The sequence below is a fragment of the Sphingomonas phoenicis genome, assembly GCF_047238005.1.
GTDB lineage: Bacteria > Pseudomonadota > Alphaproteobacteria > Sphingomonadales > Sphingomonadaceae > Sphingomonas.
In genome coordinates, this window is record NZ_JBDFMC010000002.1 from 3,017,889 (window position 1) to 3,037,683 (window position 19,795).

The window sequence follows — 19,795 nt, forward strand, 5'->3', positions numbered from 1 at the left end:
CCGTCGCAATATACCTCCAACGTCGCCCCGGCCTTGAGCCGGGGCCCCGCTTCTTCTGCCGACAGGGGAAAGCGGGATCCCGGGTCAAGTCCGGGATGACGTCCGGAGCGACCGTCAGTGCGACCCATCCAGGATGTGGCACCGCCCCGGCGGAGGCCGGGGCCCAGCCGGGATAGCCGGCTTGACGATACGCAACGCCCCTCCGCCGGAACCCGCCAGCGGCCGATGTGGCGCCGCCAGTGGTTTGGACCACACTCCGGGGGTGCTCGCGGCGGATTTCCCCACCGACGCTGGAGCAGCGGACCAAACCCCGGGCGACACAGAAGCCTGTCCTACACACCCCCGCGAATGCGATACCTCCGCCGCCGCGACCAGACCGCGGCAGGGGAGCCGCAAGCATGCGCCACACGCCTCAACATTCGCGCACCCGCAACCCGCACGCGTCTCAACATTCGATCTCAACTTTCACGCTCGAAACAGCGCAAGCTATTGCGAAGTCATGCTTTCGTCGCAAAACGCGCTGCGCCGAAAACCCCCGCAACCCGAAACTTCCTCAACATTCGCGGGCGTCGTCACCCCCGCGCCTGCCGCCGGGCATAACGGTACAGCACCGCCACCAGCACCAGGAACACCAGCGTGCCGCCGGCGAGCGCCGCGCTCTCGAAATCGGCACCGACCAGCGCCAGCGGCGCATCGCTGCCGGTGCCATAGACGATCCCGGCGAACGCCACGCCCCACAGGCTCTCGCCGACGATCATGCCGGTCGCGGCCAGCACGCCCATCCGCTCGGCCGCCTCCGGGTCCGCCTGTCGCCGCGCCCAGCGGTCGTAGAACGATCCGATCACCGCACCCAGCACCACCGGCAGCGTGACCGCCATCGGCAGGTACACGCCCAGTCCCACGCCCAGCGGCGGCAGGCGCAGCTTGCCCGCACGACCCAGCAGTTCGTCGACCAGGATGATAGCCGCGCCGGCCAGCGCGCCGTAGCCGATCATCGACCAGTTCAGGTCGCCGCCCAGCACGCCCTTGGCCAGGGCGGAGATCAGGGCAGCCTGCGGCGCCGCCAGCGCGTTGGCGCCGGCACCGGGCATGCCGACGAACCCCAGCGTGGAGCCCAGCAGGTTCAGGACCGGCGGCACCACGATCGATCCGAAGATCACGCCGAAGATCAGCGCGACCTGCTGCTTCCACGGCGTCGCGCCGACCAGCTGGCCGGTCTTCAGGTCCTGCAGGTTGTCGTTCGAAATGGTGGCGACGCCGAACACGATGCCGGTGACGATCAGCGCATAGGCGACCAGCGCCTGCGTCGTCTCCGGCGGGGTGCCGCGCCCGAACAGTCCAACCAGCATCAGGCTGGCCGCGAGGACAGAGAGGATGCCGATCCCCGACACCGGCGAATTCGACGCGCCGATCAGGCCGGCCATGTACCCGCACACCGCCGCGATGACGAGGCCGATGACCAGGATGAACGCCAGCGCGCCGCCGATCAGCGCGACCTCCGATCCCGCCAGCGGTCCGCCGCGGATGACGGTCCAGAGCAGGATGCCGATCGGCAGCAGCATGCCGACCGAGACGATGCCGACGATCCCGATCGGCATGTCCCGTTCGCCCACCGCGATCGCCGCGCCGTCGCGCCGGGCGGCGGAGGCGTCGATAGCGGATCGGATGCCGCGCACGACCGGGCCGATGATCCGCACCAGCGTCCAGATCGCCGCCACGCCGATCACGCCGGCGCCGAAGAAGCGCACGTCGCTGCGGAACACGGTGCCGGCCCATGTCGCCACGTCGGCGCCCGCCATCGGTGCGGCGGCGGTCAGGATCGGCAGCAGGATCCACCAGCCGATGACGATCCCGGCCAGCATCGCGCATCCCACCGACAGGCCGACCAGATGGCCCGCCCCGATCAGCGCGAACGACAGCCCGCCCGCGATCCCGGTCGCGCCGCCGCCGGCACGGAACCACAGCGCCGCCTCCGCGGTCGCGATCCGCGTCTGCGTCAGGATGGCGAAGCCGGCCGAGGTGATCGCGCTCCACACGATCATCCACAGCCCGCGCGCACTTTCCGCCGCCCCCTCGCGGCCGCCCGCACCGATCTTCAGCACCTCGGCCGCCGCGCGTCCCTCGGGATAGGGCAGGGTGGTATCGACGACCAGCGCGCGGCGCAGCGGGACCGAGAACATCACGCCCAGGATGCCGCCGAACGCCGTGATCGCCGCCGTCGTCAGATAGGGGAAACCCTGCCACCAGCCGATCATGACCAGGCCGGGCAGCACGAAGATGATCGCCGCCAGTGTTCCCGCCGCCGAGGCGACGGTCTGGACGATGTTGTTCTCCAGGATCGTCGCGCCCGGCAGATAGCGCAGGATCGCCATCGAGATGACGGCAGCCGGGATCGACGTCGCGAAGGTCAGCCCGACCTTCAGTCCCAGATAGACGTTGGCCGCGGTGAACAGCAGCGTGATGAGCCCGCCGAGCAGAACGCCGCGGACGGTGAGTTCGGCGATGGGGCGATCGGGAGCGGTGGCCATGGGCGGAGCATGGCGGAAGGGGACCGCTTTGCAAAGCGGCAGTCTCTGTCCTACGGGCATCGGCGATCCGGCCACCAGGCCGTCGTCACGAATTTGGATTCCCGCCTGTGCGGGGATGACGGCGGGGTTGGCGCGGCGCGGGAGGAACGGGACGATGGCGGAAGCATTGCGGGTGGCACTGGCGGGGCTGGGCACGGTCGGCGGCGGCGTCGTTCGCCTGCTCGATACGAACCGCGACCTGATCGCCCGTCGTGCCGGCCGGCCGATCGAGGTGGTCGCCGTCTCCGCGCGCGATCGCACCCGCGATCGCGGTATCGACCTGACGCGCTTCGCGTGGCTCGACGACACCTCGGCACTGGCCACGCAGCCGGATGTCGATGTCGTGGCAGAGGTGATCGGCGGGTCCGACGGGCCGGCGCTGACCCTCGCGCGCTCCACCCTCGCCGCCGGCCGCGGGCTCGTTACCGCGAACAAGGCGATGCTCGCGCACCACGGGCAGGAACTGGCGGAACTGGCGGAGGCGAACGGCGCCGCGTTGAAGTTCGAGGCGGCGGTGGCGGGCGGCATCCCCGTCATCAAGGGCCTGCGCGAGGGGACGGCGGCCAACCAGATCACCCGCGTCTATGGCATCCTGAACGGCACCTGCAACTTCATCCTGTCCAAGATGGAGGCCGAAGGCCGCGACTTCGCAGAGGTGCTCGCAGAGGCGCAGGCGCTGGGCTATGCGGAGGCGGATCCGACCTTTGACATCGACGGGATCGATGCCGCGCACAAGCTCGCGATCCTCGCCAGCATCGCCTTCGGCACCCGTCCGGCCTTTGCCGGCGTGGCCGCGCAGGGCATCCGCCACGTGCTGGGCGCCGATATCGCCGAGGCGGCGTCGCTCGGCCACCGCGTCCGACTGGTCGGGCTGGCAGAGGCGGGACCGCACGGGCTGTTCCAGCGCGTTCACCCCCATCTGGTGCCGCTGGACCATCCGCTGGCGCATGTCACCGGCTCGACCAACGCGGTGGTGGCCGAGGGCGATCATGTCGGCCGACTGCTGTTCCAGGGCCCCGGCGCCGGCGAGGGGCCGACCGCCAGCGCGGTGGTGGCGGACCTGATCGACATCGCCCGCGGTGTCGCCGGCCCGCCCTTCGCGATGCCCGCCGCGCTGCTGACGACGCCGGTCGTCGCCGACAGCGGCGAGCGGCGTGGCCGTGCCTATGTCCGCTTCACCGTCGAGGATCGCGTCGGCGTGCTCGCCGAGATCGCGGCGGCGATGCGCGACGCGGGCGTGTCGATCGAGAGCCTGATCCAGCGCGGCGTCTCCGTCGACGGCCATGCACTGGTCGCGATCGTGACGCACGCAGGGCCCGAACGCTGCGTCACCCAGGCGCTGGAACGCCTGCGCGGCTCACAGAGCCTGGCCGGCCAGCCGCTCTGGATGCCGATTCTAGGGTAGCACGCGGCTCCCCGGCCGCGGGTACCGCGAGGATTACGGCGCCAGCTTCCGTGCGCCCATTATTGTCGTGCCGCGGCTGCTGGTGGTCATGCGGACACCCGCAAAGCCGCAGCCGGCGGCGATGGCGCGGCGTTCCTGGCAGTTGTTCGTGCGGGCAAGCAGGCGTTCACGCTCCGCCGGCACCCCCTCTGCACGGGGATCGCCCGGTTCGTAGCCGACGAAGGGGACGCGGAAACGGTCGGCGTTGCGCAGGCCGCAGACCGTGACGTCGGTCGTATCAGCGCTTGCGACGCAGCGGTGGTCGGCGGCGGTCAGCCGTCGGGCGGTGTCGATCAGGGTGAGGGGGTCCGCAGCGGCGAGCAGGAGCATGAGCAGTGGCATCGACGACCTCCCGGAAACCACATGGTGGACCAAGCACGGGAGGAGGTAAAGCCGGGGACGGAGGCTGGCGTAATGCTGGGGCGCGAGTCACGCCGGATCCTCGCCGCGACGCTCCCGATCGTACAATCAGCTATCTGGATCGACCCGGGCCACCCCCAGTCGCGGTATGTCGATCGCGGGACAGCGGTCCATCACCACCTTCAGTCCGGCCGCCTCGGCCCGTGCGGCAGCCTCTTCGTTGACGACACCCAGTTGCATCCACACCGCCTTCGCACCGATGGCGATCGCCTGATCCACCGCCTCGCCGGCGGCGGCGGGGCGGCGGAAGATGTCGACGATGTCGATCGGGTCACCCAGCTGCGCCAGCTCGCGGAAGACGAACTCGCCATGGACATGCTCGCCCGTGATCTGCGGATTGACCGGGATGACGCGATAGCCGTGCCGCTGGAGCATCGCCATCACGCCGTAGGAGGGGCGATCGGGTCGATCGGAAGCGCCGACCATGGCGATCGTGCGCGACGATTGCAGCAGTGCCTTGATCTCGGCATCGGTCGTCGGCGGCATCACACTCTCCTGATACGTACACCGGCAACGCGTGCCGCGCGGCCGGGTTGCCTCAGCGCGATGCCAGCCAGTCGACCACCTTTGCGGCGAGCGGAGCGAAGACGATGTCGTCGGGTGCGGCAGCCGGCGGATCGCCTGCGTCCGAAGCTGTCCGGATCGACACGGTAAGGGGCACGCGGCCCAGGAACGGAATGTCCAGCCGCTCGGCCGCCGCCTCCGCGCCGCCGTGACCGAAGGGGTCGGAGGCTTCGCCGCAATGCGGGCAGACGTAACCGGCCATGTTCTCGATCAGGCCGATGATCGGCACTCCCGCTTTCTGAAACAGGTCGATCGCGCGGGTGGCGTCGATCAAGGCCAGATCCTGTGGCGTGGAGACGATGACCGCACCAGCGGGCCGGTATTTCTGCACCATGGTAAGCTGGACGTCGCCGGTGCCGGGTGGAAGATCGATGACCAGCGTATCGGCGGCGCCCCATGCGCCCTCGACCAACTGGCCCAGCGCACCCGCGGTCATCGGCCCGCGCCAGGCGATGGCGCGGCCAGGCTCGACCAGCTGCCCCATCGACAGCAGCGGAACGCCCCATCTCGTCGCGACCGGTATGAGCTGCTTTTCCAGCGCCTCCGGCCGCGTGCCCTCCACGCCCAGCAGGCGGGGTTGCGAGGGGCCGTAGATGTCGGCGTCGACAAGGCCGACGCGGCGACCCGCACGCGAGAGGGCGATCGCGAGATTGGCGGCAAGCGTCGACTTGCCGACCCCGCCCTTGCCGCTGGCAACCGCGATCAGCGCGCGCGCGGCCCGTTCGGCGGTGACGATCACGCGCGCCCCGGGCGCTGCGGCACGTACCGCCTGTTCCATGGCGTCGCGCGCGGCGGGCGACAGGCCGGTCGCATCGAGGACGACACCGATCCGCTCGCCATCCGCCCGGACGGTGGCGCGCTCGCCCGCGATCGCAGCGACCGCCGCGGCAACTGTTCCATTGTCGGCCATGTCGCGCAGATAGGGTGCCGGCGCGCGCTTGCCACTGTTTTTCGTGGATCACGCTTCCTATAGAGGGTCCATGAAAATCCTGCCGCGCTGGGGGAAGCGCCCGATTATCCTCACCGCCGACAATTCCGACGGAGCCGGGCCGAAGGGTCCATGGGGTGGTGGCGGTGGCGGCGGTGGCAGCGACGGCCCCCGCAATCCATGGTCGCTGCCGCCCGCCGGCCGTCGCGGCGCAACCAAGCCCACGGCGCTGGACGAGTTCCTGAAAAAGGCGCGCGGCAGTGGCGGTGGTGGCGGCGGCGGCTTTCCGGGCTTGCCCGCGGGCGCCAATCCACGTGTCCTATGGGCGATCGGCACCGCGCTGCTGGTCGGCGCATGGCTGATCTTCACGTCGTTTCACCAGATCGGGCCGCAGCAGCGCGGCATCGTGACCTATTTCGGTCGCTATGCGGGGACGTTGCCGCCCGGCATCCAGCTGACCCCGCCGGCGCCGATCGCGCGGGTGCAGACGGTGGACGTCCAGCGGTTCCGCACCGAGAACTTTCCGCGTGGCGATGGCGTCAACCTGACGCTGACGGGTGACCAGAACATCGTCGACCTGACCTATTCGGTCAGGTGGAACATCGAGAATCCGCGCGACTATGTCTTTCAGCTCGCCGAGCCTGAGGAGACGGTGCGGGCCGCCGCCGAGAGCGCGATGCGCGCGGTGATCGCGACGACCACGCTGGATCAGGCGCTGGGGGCGGGCCGTACCACGATCGAGCAGCGGGTGGCCGAGACGACGCAGAGCATCCTGAATAGCTATCGCTCTGGCGTGCGCATTCAGGGTGTGTCGATCAACCGTGCCACGGCGCCGCAGCAGATCGTCGACGATTTCAACAAGGTGACGGCGGCGCAGCAGGAAGCGGTGGGCGCGGTCAACAAGGCGCGGTCCTACGCACAGCAGGTCGTCGCCAGTGCACAGGGCGAGGCCGCGGCGTTCGACCGGGTGTACGAGCAGTATCGACTGGCTCCCGAGGTGACGCGGCGCCGGATGTATTACGAGACGATGGAGGCCGTGCTGGCCAAATCCGACAAGACGATCGTAGAGACGCAGAACGTCGTGCCATATCTTCCGCTGCAGGGTGCGAAGCGGGCGCCGGAGCCCGATGCGGCGCCCGCGCCGCAGGCGGGAGCAGGCCAGTGAACCCCGCGTTGTTCCGCAATCCCGTGGCAATCGGCATCGCCGCCCTGCTGCTCGTCATCCTCGCCGCCGCGACCTTCGCGATCGTTCCCGAGACCAAGCAGGCGGTAGTATACCGCCTGGCCCAGCCGATCCGCGTCGTGAACCAGTACCAGCCCAACCAGCCGCTGGGGCAGACCGGTGCCGGACTGGTGATGCGGGTGCCGTTCATCGACCGCATCACGTGGGTCGACAAGCGCGTGCTGGACCTGGACCTGGAGAATACCCAGGTGCTGTCGACCGACCAGCTGCGGCTGAACGTCGATGCCTTCGCCCGCTTCCGCGTCGTCAATCCGCGACTGATGCTGGCGACGGCAGGCAGCGAGGAGGGCGTCGCCAACCAGTTGCGGCCGCTGTTCGGGTCGACGCTGCGCAACGAATTGGGCAAGGTGCCGTTCACGGCGCTGCTCAGCCCGGAGCGGACCGAGGTGATGGACGCGATCCAGAACGGGCTGGACGGCCGGGCGCGCCAGTACGGCGTCGAGATCGTCGACGTCCGGATCAAGGAGGCCGAGTTGCCCGACGGCACGCCCCTGGACAGCGCACTGCGCCGCATGCAGACCGCACGCCAGCAGGAGGCGATCACGATCACTGCGGAGGGGCAGCGCCAGGCACGGATCGTCCAGGCGGATGCCGATGCCGCCGCCTCGCGCATCTATGCGCAAAGTTTCGGCAAGGATCCGCAGTTCTACGACTTCTATCGCGCGATGCAGTCGTATCGACGTACATTCGGTGCCGATGGGAGTACCGATGGCCGTGGAGCGACCTCGATCATCTTGTCGCCGAACAATTCGTATCTACGTGAGTTCGAGGGACGGACCCGCTGACACCAGCGGCCTGCCGTTCATATTCAACCATCGTTCAGCCGATTTCGGCGATGAACCGCCGGGTTCGAACGACGAACGAGAGGAACTGATACACGTGCGCTACGCCTACGCCATCACCAGTGCACTTCTGCTCGGCGGAGCGACCGCTACGCTCGCCCTGCAGCCGACATCCGCGCAGACCGCCCAGAACGAGCCGGGCGCGATCCAGGCCGCGGCACCGCGGGCGGGCGCGCCGGGCAGCTTCGCCGACATGGTCGCGCGTCTGCAGCCGGCCGTGGTCAACATCTCGACCAAGCAGACCATCCAGGCGCCTCGTCAGCAGACCAATCCGTTCGCCGGCACGCCGTTCGAGAATTTCTTCGGCCAGATGCCCGGGCAGGGCGGTGGCCAGCCGCAGAAGCGCGAGGGCCAGTCGCTGGGCTCCGGCTTCATCATCTCCGCCGATGGCTATGTCGTGACGAACAACCATGTCGTCGCTCCCGCGCAGGGTGCGACGGTGGAGTCGATCACCGTCACGTTGCCCGATCGCAAGGAATATACCGCGCGCCTGATCGGCCGCGACGAGGCGTCGGACCTCGCGCTGCTCAAGATCGACGCCGCGAACCTGCCCTTCGTCAAGTTCGGCGACTCGGCGCGTGCGCGGGCCGGCGACTGGGTGGTGGCGATCGGCAATCCGTTCGGACTGGGCGGATCGGTGACCGCCGGCATCGTCTCGGCGGTGCACCGCGTCACCGGCCAGGGCGGCGCGTACGACCGGTTCATCCAGACCGATGCGTCGATCAATCAGGGCAATTCAGGCGGCCCGATGTTCAACCTGAACGGCGACGTGATTGGCATCAACAGCCAGATCTTCTCGCAGTCCGGTGGCAATATCGGCATTGGCTTCGCTATCCCGGCAGAAGAGGCCAAGCCGATCATCGACACCCTGATGAAGGGTGGGAAGATCGAGCGTGGCTATCTGGGCGTGACGCTGGGTGGCCCGGTTGACGCCGATGCGGCGGCGGCGCTGGGAATCGCCAAGAACCAGGGTGAGCTGATCGCGGGCGTGACCGCTGATGGTCCGGCGGGCAAGGGCGGGCTTCGCCCGGGCGACGTGGTGACCAAGGTCAACGGGCGGCCGGTGACGCCGGAAAACACGCTTTCCTATCTCGTGGCGAACGTGCAGCCGGGCCAGACGGCCAAGCTGGACGTGCTGCGCAACGGCCGTCCGCAGACGCTGAACGTGACCGTGGCGGCGCGCCCGACCGATCAGCAACTGGCGGCGCTGACCGGTCAGGGCGACACGTTCGGCGACGACAGCAACGACGGCCCGACCGCCGCCGTGCCGGCGTCGAGCCCGCTGGGCCTGACGGTGCAGCCGCTGACGGCGCAGATCGCCCGCCAGGTAGGTGTCGACTCGACGGTGCAGGGCCTGGTGGTCGCGCAGGTCGATCCGGCCAGCGATGCGGCGAACAAGCTGCGGCGAGGCGACGTGATCTCCGCCGTCAACGGCACGCCGGTCCGCACCGCGGCCGAGCTGGCGTCGATCGTGCAGCAGGCGAAGGCGGCGGGCCGCCCGCAGGTGTTGTTGCTGGCACAGCGCGGGCGCGGCGCCCCCAGCTTCATCCCGGTGCGGGTCAAGAGCTGAGCCCGTCTCGGCGTAGATGACAGTAGGGCCGTCGCTCGGGTGAGCGGCGGCCCTTTCCTTTTGGGTGATGCCGGGCGTAGGCTGGCACCATGAACGACGTCATCTTCATCGGGCTCGGCGGCGGCAAGCCGCAGGCGCTCGACCTTCGCCGCGCCAACCGCCACGGACTGATCGCGGGGGCGACCGGCACCGGCAAGACGGTGACCCTTCAGGGGATCGTCGAGGGTTTCTCGGCGGCGGGCGTGCCCAGTTTCGTGTCCGACGTGAAGGGCGACCTGTCGGGACTGGCGATGGCCGGATCGCCGCTGGCCAAGATGCACGCGACCTTCGCGGCGCGGGCGGCGGAGGTGGGCGAGACCGACTGGGCGTACCGCGACAATCCGGTGCAGTTCTGGGATCTGTTCGGTGAGCAGGGCCATCCGGTGCGTGCGACCGTCAGCGAGATGGGGCCGCTGCTGCTGGCACGACTGATGGACCTGAACGAGGTGCAGGAGGGGGTGCTGACCATCGCCTTCCACCTGGCGGACAAGGAGGGGCTGCTGCTCCTCGACCTCGACGACCTTCAGGCGCTGCTGGCGCATTGTGCGGAACGGGCGGCGGAGCTGACGACGACGTACGGCAATGTGTCCAAACAGTCGGTCGGCACGATCCAGCGCGCGCTGCTGCAGTTGCGGACGCAAGGCGGCGAACATTTCTTCGGCGAGCCGGCGCTTGAGCTCGCCGACATGATCCGCACCGACGACAACGGACGGGGGATCGTCAACATCCTGGCCGCGGACAAGCTGATGGCGTCGCCCAAGCTGTACGCGACGTTCCTGCTGTGGCTGCTGAGCGAGCTGTTCGAGCAGCTGCCGGAGGTGGGCGATCCCGACAAGCCGGTGATGGCGTTCTTCTTCGACGAGGCGCATCTGCTGTTCGACGAGGCGCCGGACGCCCTGCTGGAGAAGATCGAGCAGGTCGTGCGGCTGATCCGGTCGAAGGGGGTCGGTGTCTATTTCATCACGCAGAACCCGCTCGACATCCCCGACAAGGTCGCGGGGCAGCTGGGCAACAGGGTGCAGCACGCCCTGCGCGCTTTCACGCCGCGCGATCAGGCGGCGGTGCGTGCGGCGGCGGAGACGTTTCGCGCCAATCCGGGCGTCGACGTCGCAACCGCCATCACCGAGCTGAAGGTAGGCGAGGCGCTGGTGTCGCTGCTCCAGCCCGATGGCGCGCCGTCGCCGGTGGAGCGGACGCTGATCAAGCCGCCGTCCAGTCGCGTCGGCCCGGTGACGCCGCAGGAGCGCAAGCTGCTGATCGAAACGGATGCGGTGGGCGACAAGTACGATCACGTCATCGACCGCGAGTCGGCCGAGGAGTTGCTCGCCGCGAAGACGGGCGAGGCGGCGGCCGCAGCCGCAGCGGCCAAGGCCAACGACCAGGCGGCCAGGGACGCCGCGATCAAGGCCAAGGACGATGCCCGCGCCGCCAAGGAGGCCGAACGGGCGAGGCTGGCGGCGCAGCGCGAGGCCGACCGGCAGGCAAGGCTGGAGGAACGGCAGGCGGCGAACAGCTCCTGGACGAAGATGGCGAGTTCCGCGACCCGCGCGGCGAGTTCGTCGATCGGGCGGCAGGTGGCCAACGAGATCGGCAAGCAGGTATTCGGAACCGCAACGCGCCGTCGCTCGTCGGGAGCGGGAGGCGGCGGGCTGATCGGGCAGATCGCCCGCGGCGTGCTCGGCAACCTGTTTCGCGGCTGACGGAGATTATCGATGACCCTCGACCTCGACTGGACCCGCAGCGAGTGGGCCGATGCGGCGGACACGGTATTCGACGAGACGGTGGCGCTGCGCCGGGCGATCCATGCGGAACCTGAGATCGGACTGCACTGTCCGCTGACCACCGCGAAGATCAAGGCGGCGCTGGCCGGCCTGCCGCTGGAGTTTCGCGAAGGTCCTTCGACGACGGGGCTGGTGGCGATCCTGCGCGGGGGGGCGGGGCGGGCGGGCGACAATGGCCGTACCGTGCTGCTGCGCGGGGATATGGACGCGCTGCCGATGAGCGAGGAGACGGGGCTGCCGTTCGCCAGCACGATCGACGGCCGGATGCACGCCTGCGGGCATGACTCGCACACGGCGATGCTGGTCGGCGCGGCGAAGACCCTGTGCGCGCGGGTCGAGAGCTTGCCGGGCACGATCGTATTCATGTTCCAGCCGGGCGAGGAGGGCCATCACGGCGCGCGGTTCATGCTGGAAGACGGGCTGCTCGGCGATCCGGCGCCGGACGTTGCGTTCGCGCTCCACATCTCGCCGAACATGCCCTCGGGAGTGGTCGTGACGCGGCCGGGCCCGCTGCTGGCATCGGCGGAGACGATCCACGCGCGCATCGTCGGGCGGGGCGGGCACGCGGCGATGCCGCACGAGAATGTCGATCCGACGCCGATCGCGTGCGAGATCGTGCTGGCGTTGCAGACCTTCATCGCGCGGCGGATCCCCGTGCAGGATCCCGCGGTGCTGTCGGTCACCTCGCTCCACGCGGGCGGAACGGCGCATAACATCATTCCCGACTCGGCGGAGATCCTGGGCACGCTGCGAACCCTGTCCGAGGAGACGAGGGTAGCGATGCATGCCGGGTTCAAGCGGATCGTCGAGCATGTCGCCGCCGCGCACGGCGCGACGGGAGAGGCGTGGATCGACAAGGGCTATCCGGTGACGATGAACGATCCGCGCGCTGCGGCGATGTTCCGACGTACCGCGATCGATCTGGCGGGCGAAGGAGCGTACCAGATGATGAAGGCGCCGATGATGGGCGGCGAGGATTTCGCCTATGTCCTGCGGGAGATTCCCGGCGCGATGGCCTTTATCGGGGCAGCACCCGCGGGGAGCGATCCGGCCGCCAACCCGCCGCTGCACAACACGCGGATGACCATCGACGAGAGCGTGATGGCCAAGGGGATCGCGCTCCACTGTGCGATGGCGACGAAATTTCTGGAGCGCGGCTTCGACTGAGCGTCGGGCCACCTCATCATGATGCCGATCAGGTCCGACATCGTGAGGAAGTGAAAGCCGGTATCCCTATTTCTTGATCAGCCCGATCTCGACCAGCCGTTCGTGGAGATAATCGTGCGCGGTGATCGGGGTGGGATAGCGATCGGGATTGGCTGCGGTGACGGTCTGCGGCAGCGTCTTGATCAGGAAATCGGGCGCCGGATGCAGGAAGAAGGGCATCGAATAGCGCGAATGGCCGCGCCGCTCGGGCGGTGGATTGACGACGCGGTGCGTGGTCGAGGGCAGGACGTGGTTGGTCAGCCGCTGGAGCATGTCGCCGACATTGACGACCATCGCACCCTCCGGGGGCTTCACCGCCAGCCAGCGTCCAGTGGCACGATCGAGCAGTTCCAGCCCCGCCTCCTCGGCACCGAGGAGAAGGGTGATGAGGTTGATGTCCTCATGTGCGCCGGCGCGTACGCCCTCCGCATCGGCGGGGATCGGCGGATAGTGGAGCAGGCGCAGCACGCTGTTGCCATCGCGGACGGCGGGATCGAACCAGTCGGGCGCCAGGCCCAGATGGCGGGCGATCGCCGATAGCAGCCGGTCGCCCGCCCGGTCGAAAGCGGCGAACAGCTCGACGAAGGTGTCGCGAAACCCCTCCGGACGGGCGGGCCATATGTTGGGCGGCATCTGCCCGGCGAAACGGTGTCTTTGCGGCAGTTCGCGGCCGACGTGCCAGAATTCCTTGAGGTCCACCGCGGAGGCGCCCTTGGCGATCTCGGTCTTGAACGGCGTGTAGCCGCGCGCGCCGCCGCCACCGGGAGTGTGGTAACCGCGCTTCTCGTCGTCGGGCAGGGCGAACAGGGCCTGAGTCTCGGCCCAGGCGCGATCGATCAGGTCCTGCGGCACGCCGTGATCGGCGACGATGGCGAAGCCGAACCGCTCGAACGACTGGCCGAAGGCGGCGGCGAAGCCGGCGGGATCGCTGTCCTGCTGGGCGAGGCTGAGCGTCGGAACGTCGGCGGTCGTGTCTTCGGCGACAGGGGCGGCGGGGGTGTCGAGCATGGCCTGCTATCCTCTTGAATACGTCGTCATACCGCGCAGCCATGCCCGATGATAGGGTTACGCCGATCTCGCCCGCCGGCGCGGGGATCATGACCGATGCGGACCACCCCACGCCCGACCTGCCGGGTGCGCCGATCGGCTTCGTCGAGTTCGTCTGCCTGGTCGCGGCGCTGATGGCGCTGGGCGCGCTGGGTACCGATGCAATGCTGCCGGCGCTGCCCGCGATCGGCGAGGCGCTGGGCGTCGCGGACGAGAACCGGCGGCAATTCGTCGTCTCGGCGTTCCTGGGCGGGTTCGGCGTCGCTCACCTGATCCACGGGCCGCTGGTCGACCGTTACGGCCGGCGACGCGTGCTGCTGTGGGCGATCGGCGCGTATGTCGTGGCGAGCATCCTGGCGGCGGTGTCGGCCAGTTTCACGCTGCTGCTGGCGGCGCGGATCGCCGGCGGTGCGACGGTGGCGGCGACGCGGATCGCCACGGTGGCGCTGGTCCGCGACTGTTATCACGGGCGGGCGATGGCGCGGGTGATGTCGATCGCGTTCATGGTGTTCATGGTCGTGCCGATCCTGGCGCCGAGCGTGGGGCAGCTGGTGCTGCTGTTCGGCGACTGGCGGGCGATCTTCTGGGTGATCGCGGGGACGGCCGCGGCGCTGCTGGCGTGGATCTGGTTCCGCCTGCCCGAGACGCTGCGGCCGCACGCGGTGTTGCCGATCGCCCCGGCGCGGATCGTCGGCGGGTGGCGCATCGCGCTGACCGACCGGATGTCGCTGGGCTATACACTGGCGTCGACGATGCTGATGGGCGGGCTGTACGGGTATCTGAATTCCATCCAGCAGATCATGTTCGACATCTTCCAGCGGCCGCAGCTGCTGGCGGCGGTGTTCGCCGGGACGGCGGCGACGATGGCGGCGGCGAACCTGCTGAACGCGCGGATCGTGATGCGGCTGGGCACGAGGCGGATCGCGCACAGCGCCGTCATCGGATTGATCGTGCTGGCGGGCGTGCACCTGGCGCTGGCGGCGGCGGGGCGGGACAGCCTGATCGTGTTCGCGGTGCTGCAGGCGTTGACGATGGCGTGTTTCGGGCTGGCCACCTCGAACTTCTCGGCGATGGCGATGGAGAATATGGGCGCCATCGCGGGCACCGCATCCAGCGTGCAGGGCTTTATGAGCATCACCGCCGGCGTGGCGATCGGCGCGGTCATCGGGCTGGCGTTCGACGGGACGACGATGCCGATGGTCGGCGGGTTCCTGGTGGTCGGCATCCTGGCGCTCGGCGCGGTCGGCCTGACCGAACGCGGGCGGCTGTTCGGCGGCTGACGCGCGCGCCCACGGAACCCGGGCACCCCGCCTGCCGTTCGCCCCCTGTATCAAGCAAGGAGAGCGCGAGATGGGCGGTCATCAGGTACCCGGCATGGGATCGGGCGACGACGGATATGACGAGGAAGGCTATGACGAGAGCCAGCGTGCCGAGATACTGGAGGCGACGCGCAACGGGCCGAGCGACGGCCTGGTCCTGACCGATCTGAACCCCGACCTGGGCGACGACGACGAGGAGGACGAGCCGATCGACGAGCTGGACATGGACTCCGAGGAGGTCGGCGAGACCGACGCCAGCGTGACCATGGACGAGGACGATATGGACGAGGACGACGTCCAGGGCGATTTCGACAATGGCGAGGTCGACGAAGACGAGCTGGACGACAGCGACGACGCCGCCCTGAAGCCGTGAGGACGATCGCCGCGGCGATCGCGGCGGCGACCGTGCTGGCCGGCTGCTCGGGCGAGCAGCCGGTTGCCGGCGATACTCCCGCCGCATCGGCCCCGACGAAGGCCGCCATCAGCCCGACACCCGCGCCCGCCGCCACCGTGCCGCCCGCCGCCATCGACCCTGCCTCGCCACAGGCGGCGGAGGGAGTCGTCCGCCTGTTCCTGACCCGTGCGGTCGCCGGCGACCAGACTGCCGCACTCGACGGGTGGGACGGCGATCCGGACGCTGGCGCCGAGGTGCTGGCCGCCATCGCCGCCGCCGGACGGAACGCCGGGCAGGGCGCCCCGATCCGGGTGGACGCGGCGGTCGACGGCGACGCCGGCATGGGCCAGCGCTACCTGACCGTGCCGTTCGCGATCGGCTCGGCGCGGGGCCGGGCGGTGGTGCACCGGGTGGCCGACGGCATCGATGCCGACGATCCGCGCGTCCACGACTGGCGGATACGATCGGTGGATCTGGAGCGGCATTGATCTTCTCCCGATCGTGTCAGACTTAGCAAATTCTTGCAGTGCAGCGCCGCCTTTTTGCCCGATTTCCGCCAGCATTCGTTCATGGGAACGACAGAAACCGTGGTGTTCCGGCAACAGATGGAAGTTTGTCGAGGTTAACCGCTGCTGCGGTGCAACCTTCATGAGGCTGGTGGCTTCTGCGATGCCTGGATCAGACGGAGTGCCGTCACAATCCGGTTGTTGAAGCAGATCAAGGTTACATCACATGCGTAACATCCTCCTCGCCGCCGCCGCCCTGACCACTGCGGTCGTCGCGGCCCCCGCCATGGCGCAGGACGCCTATCCGGCGACCACCGCCGACGCCCCTGCCACGACCGAGACGGGCGCCCCCGACGGCACCGGCGCGTTCGGTTTTGAGCCCTATGTCGCCGTCATGGGCGGCTGGGAAGGTTTCGACCGCAACCCCGGCCACGGCATCCCCTCCACCCCGATCGGCGGCAGCAAGCTGCAGGGCGCGACCGTGACCGGCATCGTCGGCGCCAACGTGCCGCTGGGCCCCGTGTTCGTCGGTGCCGAGGGTGAAGTCACCAAGGGCGTCGATGGCGCGATCGACTGGGGCTACGGCGCCGCCGGCCGCTTCGGCTTCCGCGCCGGCGAGAGCGGCCTGTTCTATGGCAAGGTCGGCTATCGCTGGGTGAATTTCGACCGGTTCGGCAAGAACAGCCCCGATTACGACGCCATCACCTATGGCATCGGTGCCGAAGTCGGCCCGAAGGACATCGGCCTGGGCGGCCTGACCGGCAATTCGGGCGTGCGCCTGCGCTTCGAGGTCTCGACCTTCGGCAGCGCCGACAGCTTCCGCCCGCAGGCGGGCCTGGTCGCGCACTTCTAAACCGCGCCTGATCGAACGACCGGACGGGGCGGGGTGGCCGATGGGCCGCCCCGCCCTTTTCGCGTGTCCGGCACACGGCGAATGTTGAGGAAGTTGCGGGCTGCGCGGGTCGGCGCGCAGGGGCGAATGTTGAGGGTGGCGTGCGGCCTTCCGCCGGGCCTCGGCCTGCGAATGTTGAGGAAGTTGCGGGATGCGCGGGGTGGCGCGTAGCGGCGAATGTTGAGGGTGGCGTGCGGCCTGCCGCCGGGCCTTGGCCCGCGAATGTTGAGGAAGTTGAGGACCGCGTGGGGTTGCGCATGGCCGCGAATGTTGAGGGTCGTTCGGGGTAGTGTCCTGCGGCGGACGTCCGAGCGACCCAGCGACGCGCGCGGCGGCCTGCGGCAAGGAATGCCGGGCGTTTCCGGGGCGGCACCCGGCGGGGCGTTGTGGCGAATGGCGAGGAAGGCGACCGATCGCGGGAGCCGGCGAACGGCCCTGGCCGCGCGGCCTCGCGGCGCGGTGGTGATCGTGGACACGCATGGCGAAGGCTCCCCCTGGACCGACCGTCCTCCCTACGCCGATGGCCCCGTGTAGGACAGGCGCGGGGGCTTTCGCCCGCGCGTGCCGCTACCCACATCCGCTGGATGACGGGCCGGGTGAAGCGCAAGGCAGGACTGGCGGCAGCCGCGGCCCGCGCCGCCGCCGAGGCCGCGCCGGCAGAGGCGTGCGCGCTATGCGAGCGGCCGTTGGGCCGGCGGGTGGAGTGGCACCATCTGGTCCCCAAGAGCGAGGGCGGCCGCGCCACCGCGCCGGTCCACCCGATCTGCCACCGGACGATCCACGCGACGCTGGCGAACGCGGAACTGGCGCGGGACTATGCCGAACCGGCGGTGCTGCGCGCGCACCCGGCGATCGCGCGGTTCGTGGCGTGGGTGGCGGACAAGCCGGCTGACTTTTCGGTGCCGGTTAGACGGGGGCGGTAGGATGAAGTGGGCTGGCAATCGGTACGCATCGACCTATTATGCCGGCATGGCATCGTCGATCGATCAGCGCGAGAAGGTGGAGCCGGAGCCGGCATCGCAGGATGCCGGATACGACGCATGGAAGCGCGCGAAGGTCGAGCGGGGATTGGCGCAGAGCCGCGATCGGGCGACGATGATCCCCGTCGAACAGGTATTACGCGACCTGTCGCTTGAGGGTTAGTTTCACGCCGCAGGCACGCGACGATCTGCGTGCAATCCGTGACTGGATCGCCGACGACAACGTCGCGGCGGCAGATCGCGTAGTCAGCCGGATCGTACAAACGGCCATGATGTTCGGGCAGTTTCCGTTGCTTGGCCGCGCAGGTCAGGTCGAAGGAACGCGCGAGTTCTCGGTCGTCGGCTTGCCGTATCTGATCGTCTATGCGGTGGCATCGGAGAGCGAGGTCGACGTGCTGACGGTGTTGCACACGCGGCGACTGTATCCGCCAGTGCGCTGATGAAGTCGCGTCGTGGCAATTTGTTCAATACCGAGCGAAGTCGACAGTCTGGTATATCAGACGACGTGTCGACTTCGGTTGGCAGGATCGAGCCAGATCGTGTCCGCTCAATCAGGTCGTGTGACAGCTGGGAGAGCATGTCGCGCAGCCATTGGCGCGGGAATGCGTTTTCCGCGCTTCGGTAACGGCCGGACCGCATGAAGCAAAGTTCCCAAGGTATTTCCGGTCGCTCGGAAAATAGCGGCAGCCTTCAACATGCACTTCATGATCGCCATTCGATTGCTGTCGGTTATTCACATAATAACTTGCCATCCCGCCTATTCCTTTTGACGTTGGAAGGGCAGACTAGAAGTAAAGGCAGCGCAGGTCAGATACAGAAAAGTCCGAATTGGACGACATGTTGTTACACTGAACCGGCATGGGCAAAAGCCCATCCCGTCGGTCGGCGCCCGAAGCGCCGCCGGCCGGGCGCACCGCCGGACACGCAGGTCAGCGCAGGCGCTGACCCGACGCGCGGCGCGCCTTACTCCGCCGCCACGCCAGCCCGCGAGAACATATCACCCATGTCTCCGGCCGCACCCAAATCCTCGTTGGCCGGCTTCACCACCTTCGCCTTCTGGCGCTTGTCGAACGAGTCCCACACGTCGTTCCACTGGCCCTTGGTCGCGGCCTTCGAATATTCGGTGGCGCGCTGTTCGAAGAAGTTGGCGTGCTCGACGCCGTTCAGCATCGGGGCGAGCCAGGGAAGGGGGTGCTCGTCGATCATGTAGATCGGCTTCAGGCCCAGCTGGCCCATCCGCCAGTCGGCGATGAAGCGGATGTACTTCTTGATCTCCTTGGGCGTCATGCCGTTGACCGGGCCCATCTCGAACGCGAGGTCGATGAAATTGTCCTCGAGCCGGATCGTCGTCTGGCACACGTCGGCGATGTCGTCCTTCACCGCCTTGGTCAGGCACTGGCGCTCCTGACAGAAGGTGTGGAACATCTTGATGATGCCCTCGCAATGCAGGCTCTCGTCGCGGATCGACCAGGTGACGATCTGGCCCATGCCCTTCATCTTGTTGAAGCGCGGGAAGTTCATCAGCATTGCGAAGCTGGCGAAGAGCTGCACCCCCTCGGTGAAGCCGCCGAACATGGCGAGCGTGCGGGCGATGTCCTGATCGTTGTCGACGCCGAAGTTCTGCATGTAGTCATGCTTTTCCTTCATCTCGGCGTACTCGAGGAAGGCGCCATACTCGCTCTCGGGCATGCCGATCGTGTCGAGCAGGTGGCTGTAGGCGGCGATATGCACCGTCTCCATGTTGCTGAACGCGGTCAGCATCATCTTGATCTCGGTCGGCTTGAACACGCGGCCGTATTTCTCGTGGTAGCAATCCTGCACCTCGACATCGGCCTGGGTGAAGAAGCGGAAGATCTGGGTGAGCAGGTTGCGCTCGTGATCGGTCAGCTTCTGCGCCCAGTCGCGGCAATCCTCGCCCAGCGGCACCTCTTCGGGGAGCCAGTGGAGCTGCTGCTGACGCTTCCAGAACTCGAACGCCCAAGGGTATTCGAAGGGCTTGTACTGCTTGGAGGCTTGGAGGAGGGACATGGGATTACTCCGGTGAAGACGCGGC

At 68.5% G+C, this 19,795-nt stretch carries 19 protein-coding genes; 13 read left to right on the forward strand and 6 right to left on the reverse strand.

The genetic code is table 11. The features are described from left to right. Positions 1-572: 572 nt before the first annotated feature. Positions 573-2,528, reverse strand: coding sequence for an OPT family oligopeptide transporter (locus ABC319_RS15325; RefSeq protein WP_413071052.1), 1,956 nt, complete (start codon positions 2,526-2,528; stop codon positions 573-575). Between the two features lie 154 nt (positions 2,529-2,682). Here ABC319_RS15325 and ABC319_RS15330 point away from each other — a divergent pair, with 154 nt between their 5' ends. Beyond that, the gene (locus tag ABC319_RS15330; protein ID WP_413071053.1) at positions 2,683-3,972 is read left to right on the forward strand and encodes a homoserine dehydrogenase; all 1,290 of its coding nucleotides are present in this window, start codon (positions 2,683-2,685) and stop codon (positions 3,970-3,972) included. A gap of 33 nt (positions 3,973-4,005) precedes the next feature. On the opposite strand, the gene ABC319_RS15335 is transcribed toward ABC319_RS15330, so the two are convergent. From ABC319_RS15335 to ABC319_RS15345, 3 genes are all read right to left on the reverse strand, one after another. Then, the gene (locus ABC319_RS15335; protein WP_413071054.1) at positions 4,006-4,353 is read right to left on the reverse strand and encodes a hypothetical protein; all 348 of its coding nucleotides are present in this window, start codon (positions 4,351-4,353) and stop codon (positions 4,006-4,008) included. A 126-nt stretch (positions 4,354-4,479) separates the two neighbouring features. Beyond that, positions 4,480-4,917 (reverse strand): CoA-binding protein, encoded by a 438-nt coding sequence (locus ABC319_RS15340; protein WP_413071055.1) that lies wholly within the window; start codon positions 4,915-4,917, stop codon positions 4,480-4,482. 52 nt (positions 4,918-4,969) lie between these two features. Beyond that, a complete protein-coding gene (locus ABC319_RS15345; RefSeq protein ID WP_413071056.1) occupies positions 4,970-5,905 on the reverse strand; it encodes an Mrp/NBP35 family ATP-binding protein in 936 nt (311 codons plus the stop codon). Between the two features lie 70 nt (positions 5,906-5,975). Between ABC319_RS15345 and hflK the strand changes: the two genes are divergently transcribed. The 5 genes from hflK (at position 5,976) to ABC319_RS15370 (ending at position 12,565) form a co-directional block, all read left to right on the forward strand. Continuing rightward, the gene (gene hflK, locus ABC319_RS15350) at positions 5,976-7,088 is read left to right on the forward strand and encodes a protease modulator HflK (RefSeq protein WP_413071057.1); all 1,113 of its coding nucleotides are present in this window, start codon (positions 5,976-5,978) and stop codon (positions 7,086-7,088) included. Further along, complete coding sequence (hflC, locus tag ABC319_RS15355) at positions 7,085-7,951, forward strand: protease modulator HflC (RefSeq protein WP_413071058.1); 867 nt, start codon at positions 7,085-7,087, stop codon at positions 7,949-7,951. Before hflK ends, hflC begins: the two co-directional genes overlap by 4 nt. Before the next feature lie 94 nt (positions 7,952-8,045). Next, the gene (locus tag ABC319_RS15360; RefSeq protein WP_413071059.1) at positions 8,046-9,578 is read left to right on the forward strand and encodes a Do family serine endopeptidase; all 1,533 of its coding nucleotides are present in this window, start codon (positions 8,046-8,048) and stop codon (positions 9,576-9,578) included. Positions 9,579-9,667: 89 nt separating this feature from the next. Next, entirely contained in the window at positions 9,668-11,317 is a 1,650-nt protein-coding gene (locus tag ABC319_RS15365; protein WP_413071060.1) for a helicase HerA-like domain-containing protein, read from the forward strand. A 12-nt stretch (positions 11,318-11,329) separates the two neighbouring features. Then, a complete protein-coding gene (locus ABC319_RS15370) occupies positions 11,330-12,565 on the forward strand; it encodes a M20 metallopeptidase family protein (RefSeq protein ID WP_413071061.1) in 1,236 nt (411 codons plus the stop codon). Between the two features lie 66 nt (positions 12,566-12,631). On the opposite strand, the gene ABC319_RS15375 is transcribed toward ABC319_RS15370, so the two are convergent. Then, positions 12,632-13,612 (reverse strand): isopenicillin N synthase family dioxygenase, encoded by a 981-nt coding sequence (locus tag ABC319_RS15375; protein WP_413071062.1) that lies wholly within the window; start codon positions 13,610-13,612, stop codon positions 12,632-12,634. Between the two features lie 89 nt (positions 13,613-13,701). On the opposite strand from ABC319_RS15375, the gene ABC319_RS15380 reads away from it, so the two are divergent. The 7 genes from ABC319_RS15380 to ABC319_RS15410 all read left to right on the forward strand — a co-directional run bounded on the left by ABC319_RS15380 (position 13,702) and on the right by ABC319_RS15410 (position 18,182). Beyond that, positions 13,702-14,931, forward strand: coding sequence for a multidrug effflux MFS transporter (locus tag ABC319_RS15380; protein WP_413071721.1), 1,230 nt, complete (start codon positions 13,702-13,704; stop codon positions 14,929-14,931). A gap of 70 nt (positions 14,932-15,001) precedes the next feature. After that, positions 15,002-15,343, forward strand: a complete 342-nt coding sequence (locus ABC319_RS15385) for a DNA primase (RefSeq protein WP_413071063.1) — start codon at positions 15,002-15,004, stop codon at positions 15,341-15,343. Next, entirely contained in the window at positions 15,340-15,852 is a 513-nt protein-coding gene (locus ABC319_RS15390; protein ID WP_413071064.1) for a hypothetical protein, read from the forward strand. The genes ABC319_RS15385 and ABC319_RS15390 overlap by 4 nt, the downstream gene beginning before the upstream one ends. 244 nt (positions 15,853-16,096) lie before the next feature. After that, positions 16,097-16,723, forward strand: a complete 627-nt coding sequence (locus tag ABC319_RS15395; protein WP_413071065.1) for an opacity protein — start codon at positions 16,097-16,099, stop codon at positions 16,721-16,723. A gap of 635 nt (positions 16,724-17,358) precedes the next feature. Next, the gene (locus tag ABC319_RS15400) at positions 17,359-17,685 is read left to right on the forward strand and encodes an HNH endonuclease family protein (protein ID WP_413071066.1); all 327 of its coding nucleotides are present in this window, start codon (positions 17,359-17,361) and stop codon (positions 17,683-17,685) included. 1 nt (position 17,686) lies between these two features. Then, positions 17,687-17,905: a hypothetical protein gene (locus ABC319_RS15405; RefSeq protein WP_413071067.1), complete on the forward strand. Its 219-nt coding sequence runs from the start codon at positions 17,687-17,689 to the stop codon at positions 17,903-17,905. Continuing rightward, complete coding sequence (locus tag ABC319_RS15410) at positions 17,895-18,182, forward strand: type II toxin-antitoxin system RelE/ParE family toxin (protein ID WP_413071068.1); 288 nt, start codon at positions 17,895-17,897, stop codon at positions 18,180-18,182. Before ABC319_RS15405 ends, ABC319_RS15410 begins: the two co-directional genes overlap by 11 nt. A 523-nt stretch (positions 18,183-18,705) precedes the next feature. Here ABC319_RS15410 and ABC319_RS15415 read toward each other — a convergent pair. After that, positions 18,706-19,770 (reverse strand): ribonucleotide-diphosphate reductase subunit beta, encoded by a 1,065-nt coding sequence (locus tag ABC319_RS15415; RefSeq protein ID WP_413071069.1) that lies wholly within the window; start codon positions 19,768-19,770, stop codon positions 18,706-18,708. Positions 19,771-19,795: the final 25 nt, after the last annotated feature.

Excerpts from the sequence above, each read along its gene's own strand:
- ABC319_RS15395 (WP_413071065.1), top strand. The coding sequence starts at position 16,097 with ATGCGTAACATCCTCCTCGCCGCCGCCGCCCTGACCACTGCGGTCGTC.
- ABC319_RS15330 (WP_413071053.1), top strand. The coding sequence starts at position 2,683 with ATGGCGGAAGCATTGCGGGTGGCACTGGCGGGGCTGGGCACGGTCGGC.
- ABC319_RS15380 (WP_413071721.1), top strand. The coding sequence starts at position 13,702 with ATGACCGATGCGGACCACCCCACGCCCGACCTGCCGGGTGCGCCGATC.
- ABC319_RS15365 (WP_413071060.1), top strand. The coding sequence starts at position 9,668 with ATGAACGACGTCATCTTCATCGGGCTCGGCGGCGGCAAGCCGCAGGCG.
- hflK (WP_413071057.1), top strand. The coding sequence starts at position 5,976 with ATGAAAATCCTGCCGCGCTGGGGGAAGCGCCCGATTATCCTCACCGCC.
- ABC319_RS15335 (WP_413071054.1), bottom strand. The coding sequence starts at position 4,353 with ATGCCACTGCTCATGCTCCTGCTCGCCGCTGCGGACCCCCTCACCCTG.
- ABC319_RS15325 (WP_413071052.1), bottom strand. The coding sequence starts at position 2,528 with ATGGCCACCGCTCCCGATCGCCCCATCGCCGAACTCACCGTCCGCGGC.
- ABC319_RS15405 (WP_413071067.1), top strand. The coding sequence starts at position 17,687 with ATGAAGTGGGCTGGCAATCGGTACGCATCGACCTATTATGCCGGCATG.
- ABC319_RS15415 (WP_413071069.1), bottom strand. The coding sequence starts at position 19,770 with ATGTCCCTCCTCCAAGCCTCCAAGCAGTACAAGCCCTTCGAATACCCT.
- ABC319_RS15375 (WP_413071062.1), bottom strand. The coding sequence starts at position 13,612 with ATGCTCGACACCCCCGCCGCCCCTGTCGCCGAAGACACGACCGCCGAC.
- ABC319_RS15345 (WP_413071056.1), bottom strand. The coding sequence starts at position 5,905 with ATGGCCGACAATGGAACAGTTGCCGCGGCGGTCGCTGCGATCGCGGGC.
- ABC319_RS15340 (WP_413071055.1), bottom strand. The coding sequence starts at position 4,917 with ATGCCGCCGACGACCGATGCCGAGATCAAGGCACTGCTGCAATCGTCG.
- ABC319_RS15370 (WP_413071061.1), top strand. The coding sequence starts at position 11,330 with ATGACCCTCGACCTCGACTGGACCCGCAGCGAGTGGGCCGATGCGGCG.
- ABC319_RS15385 (WP_413071063.1), top strand. The coding sequence starts at position 15,002 with ATGGGCGGTCATCAGGTACCCGGCATGGGATCGGGCGACGACGGATAT.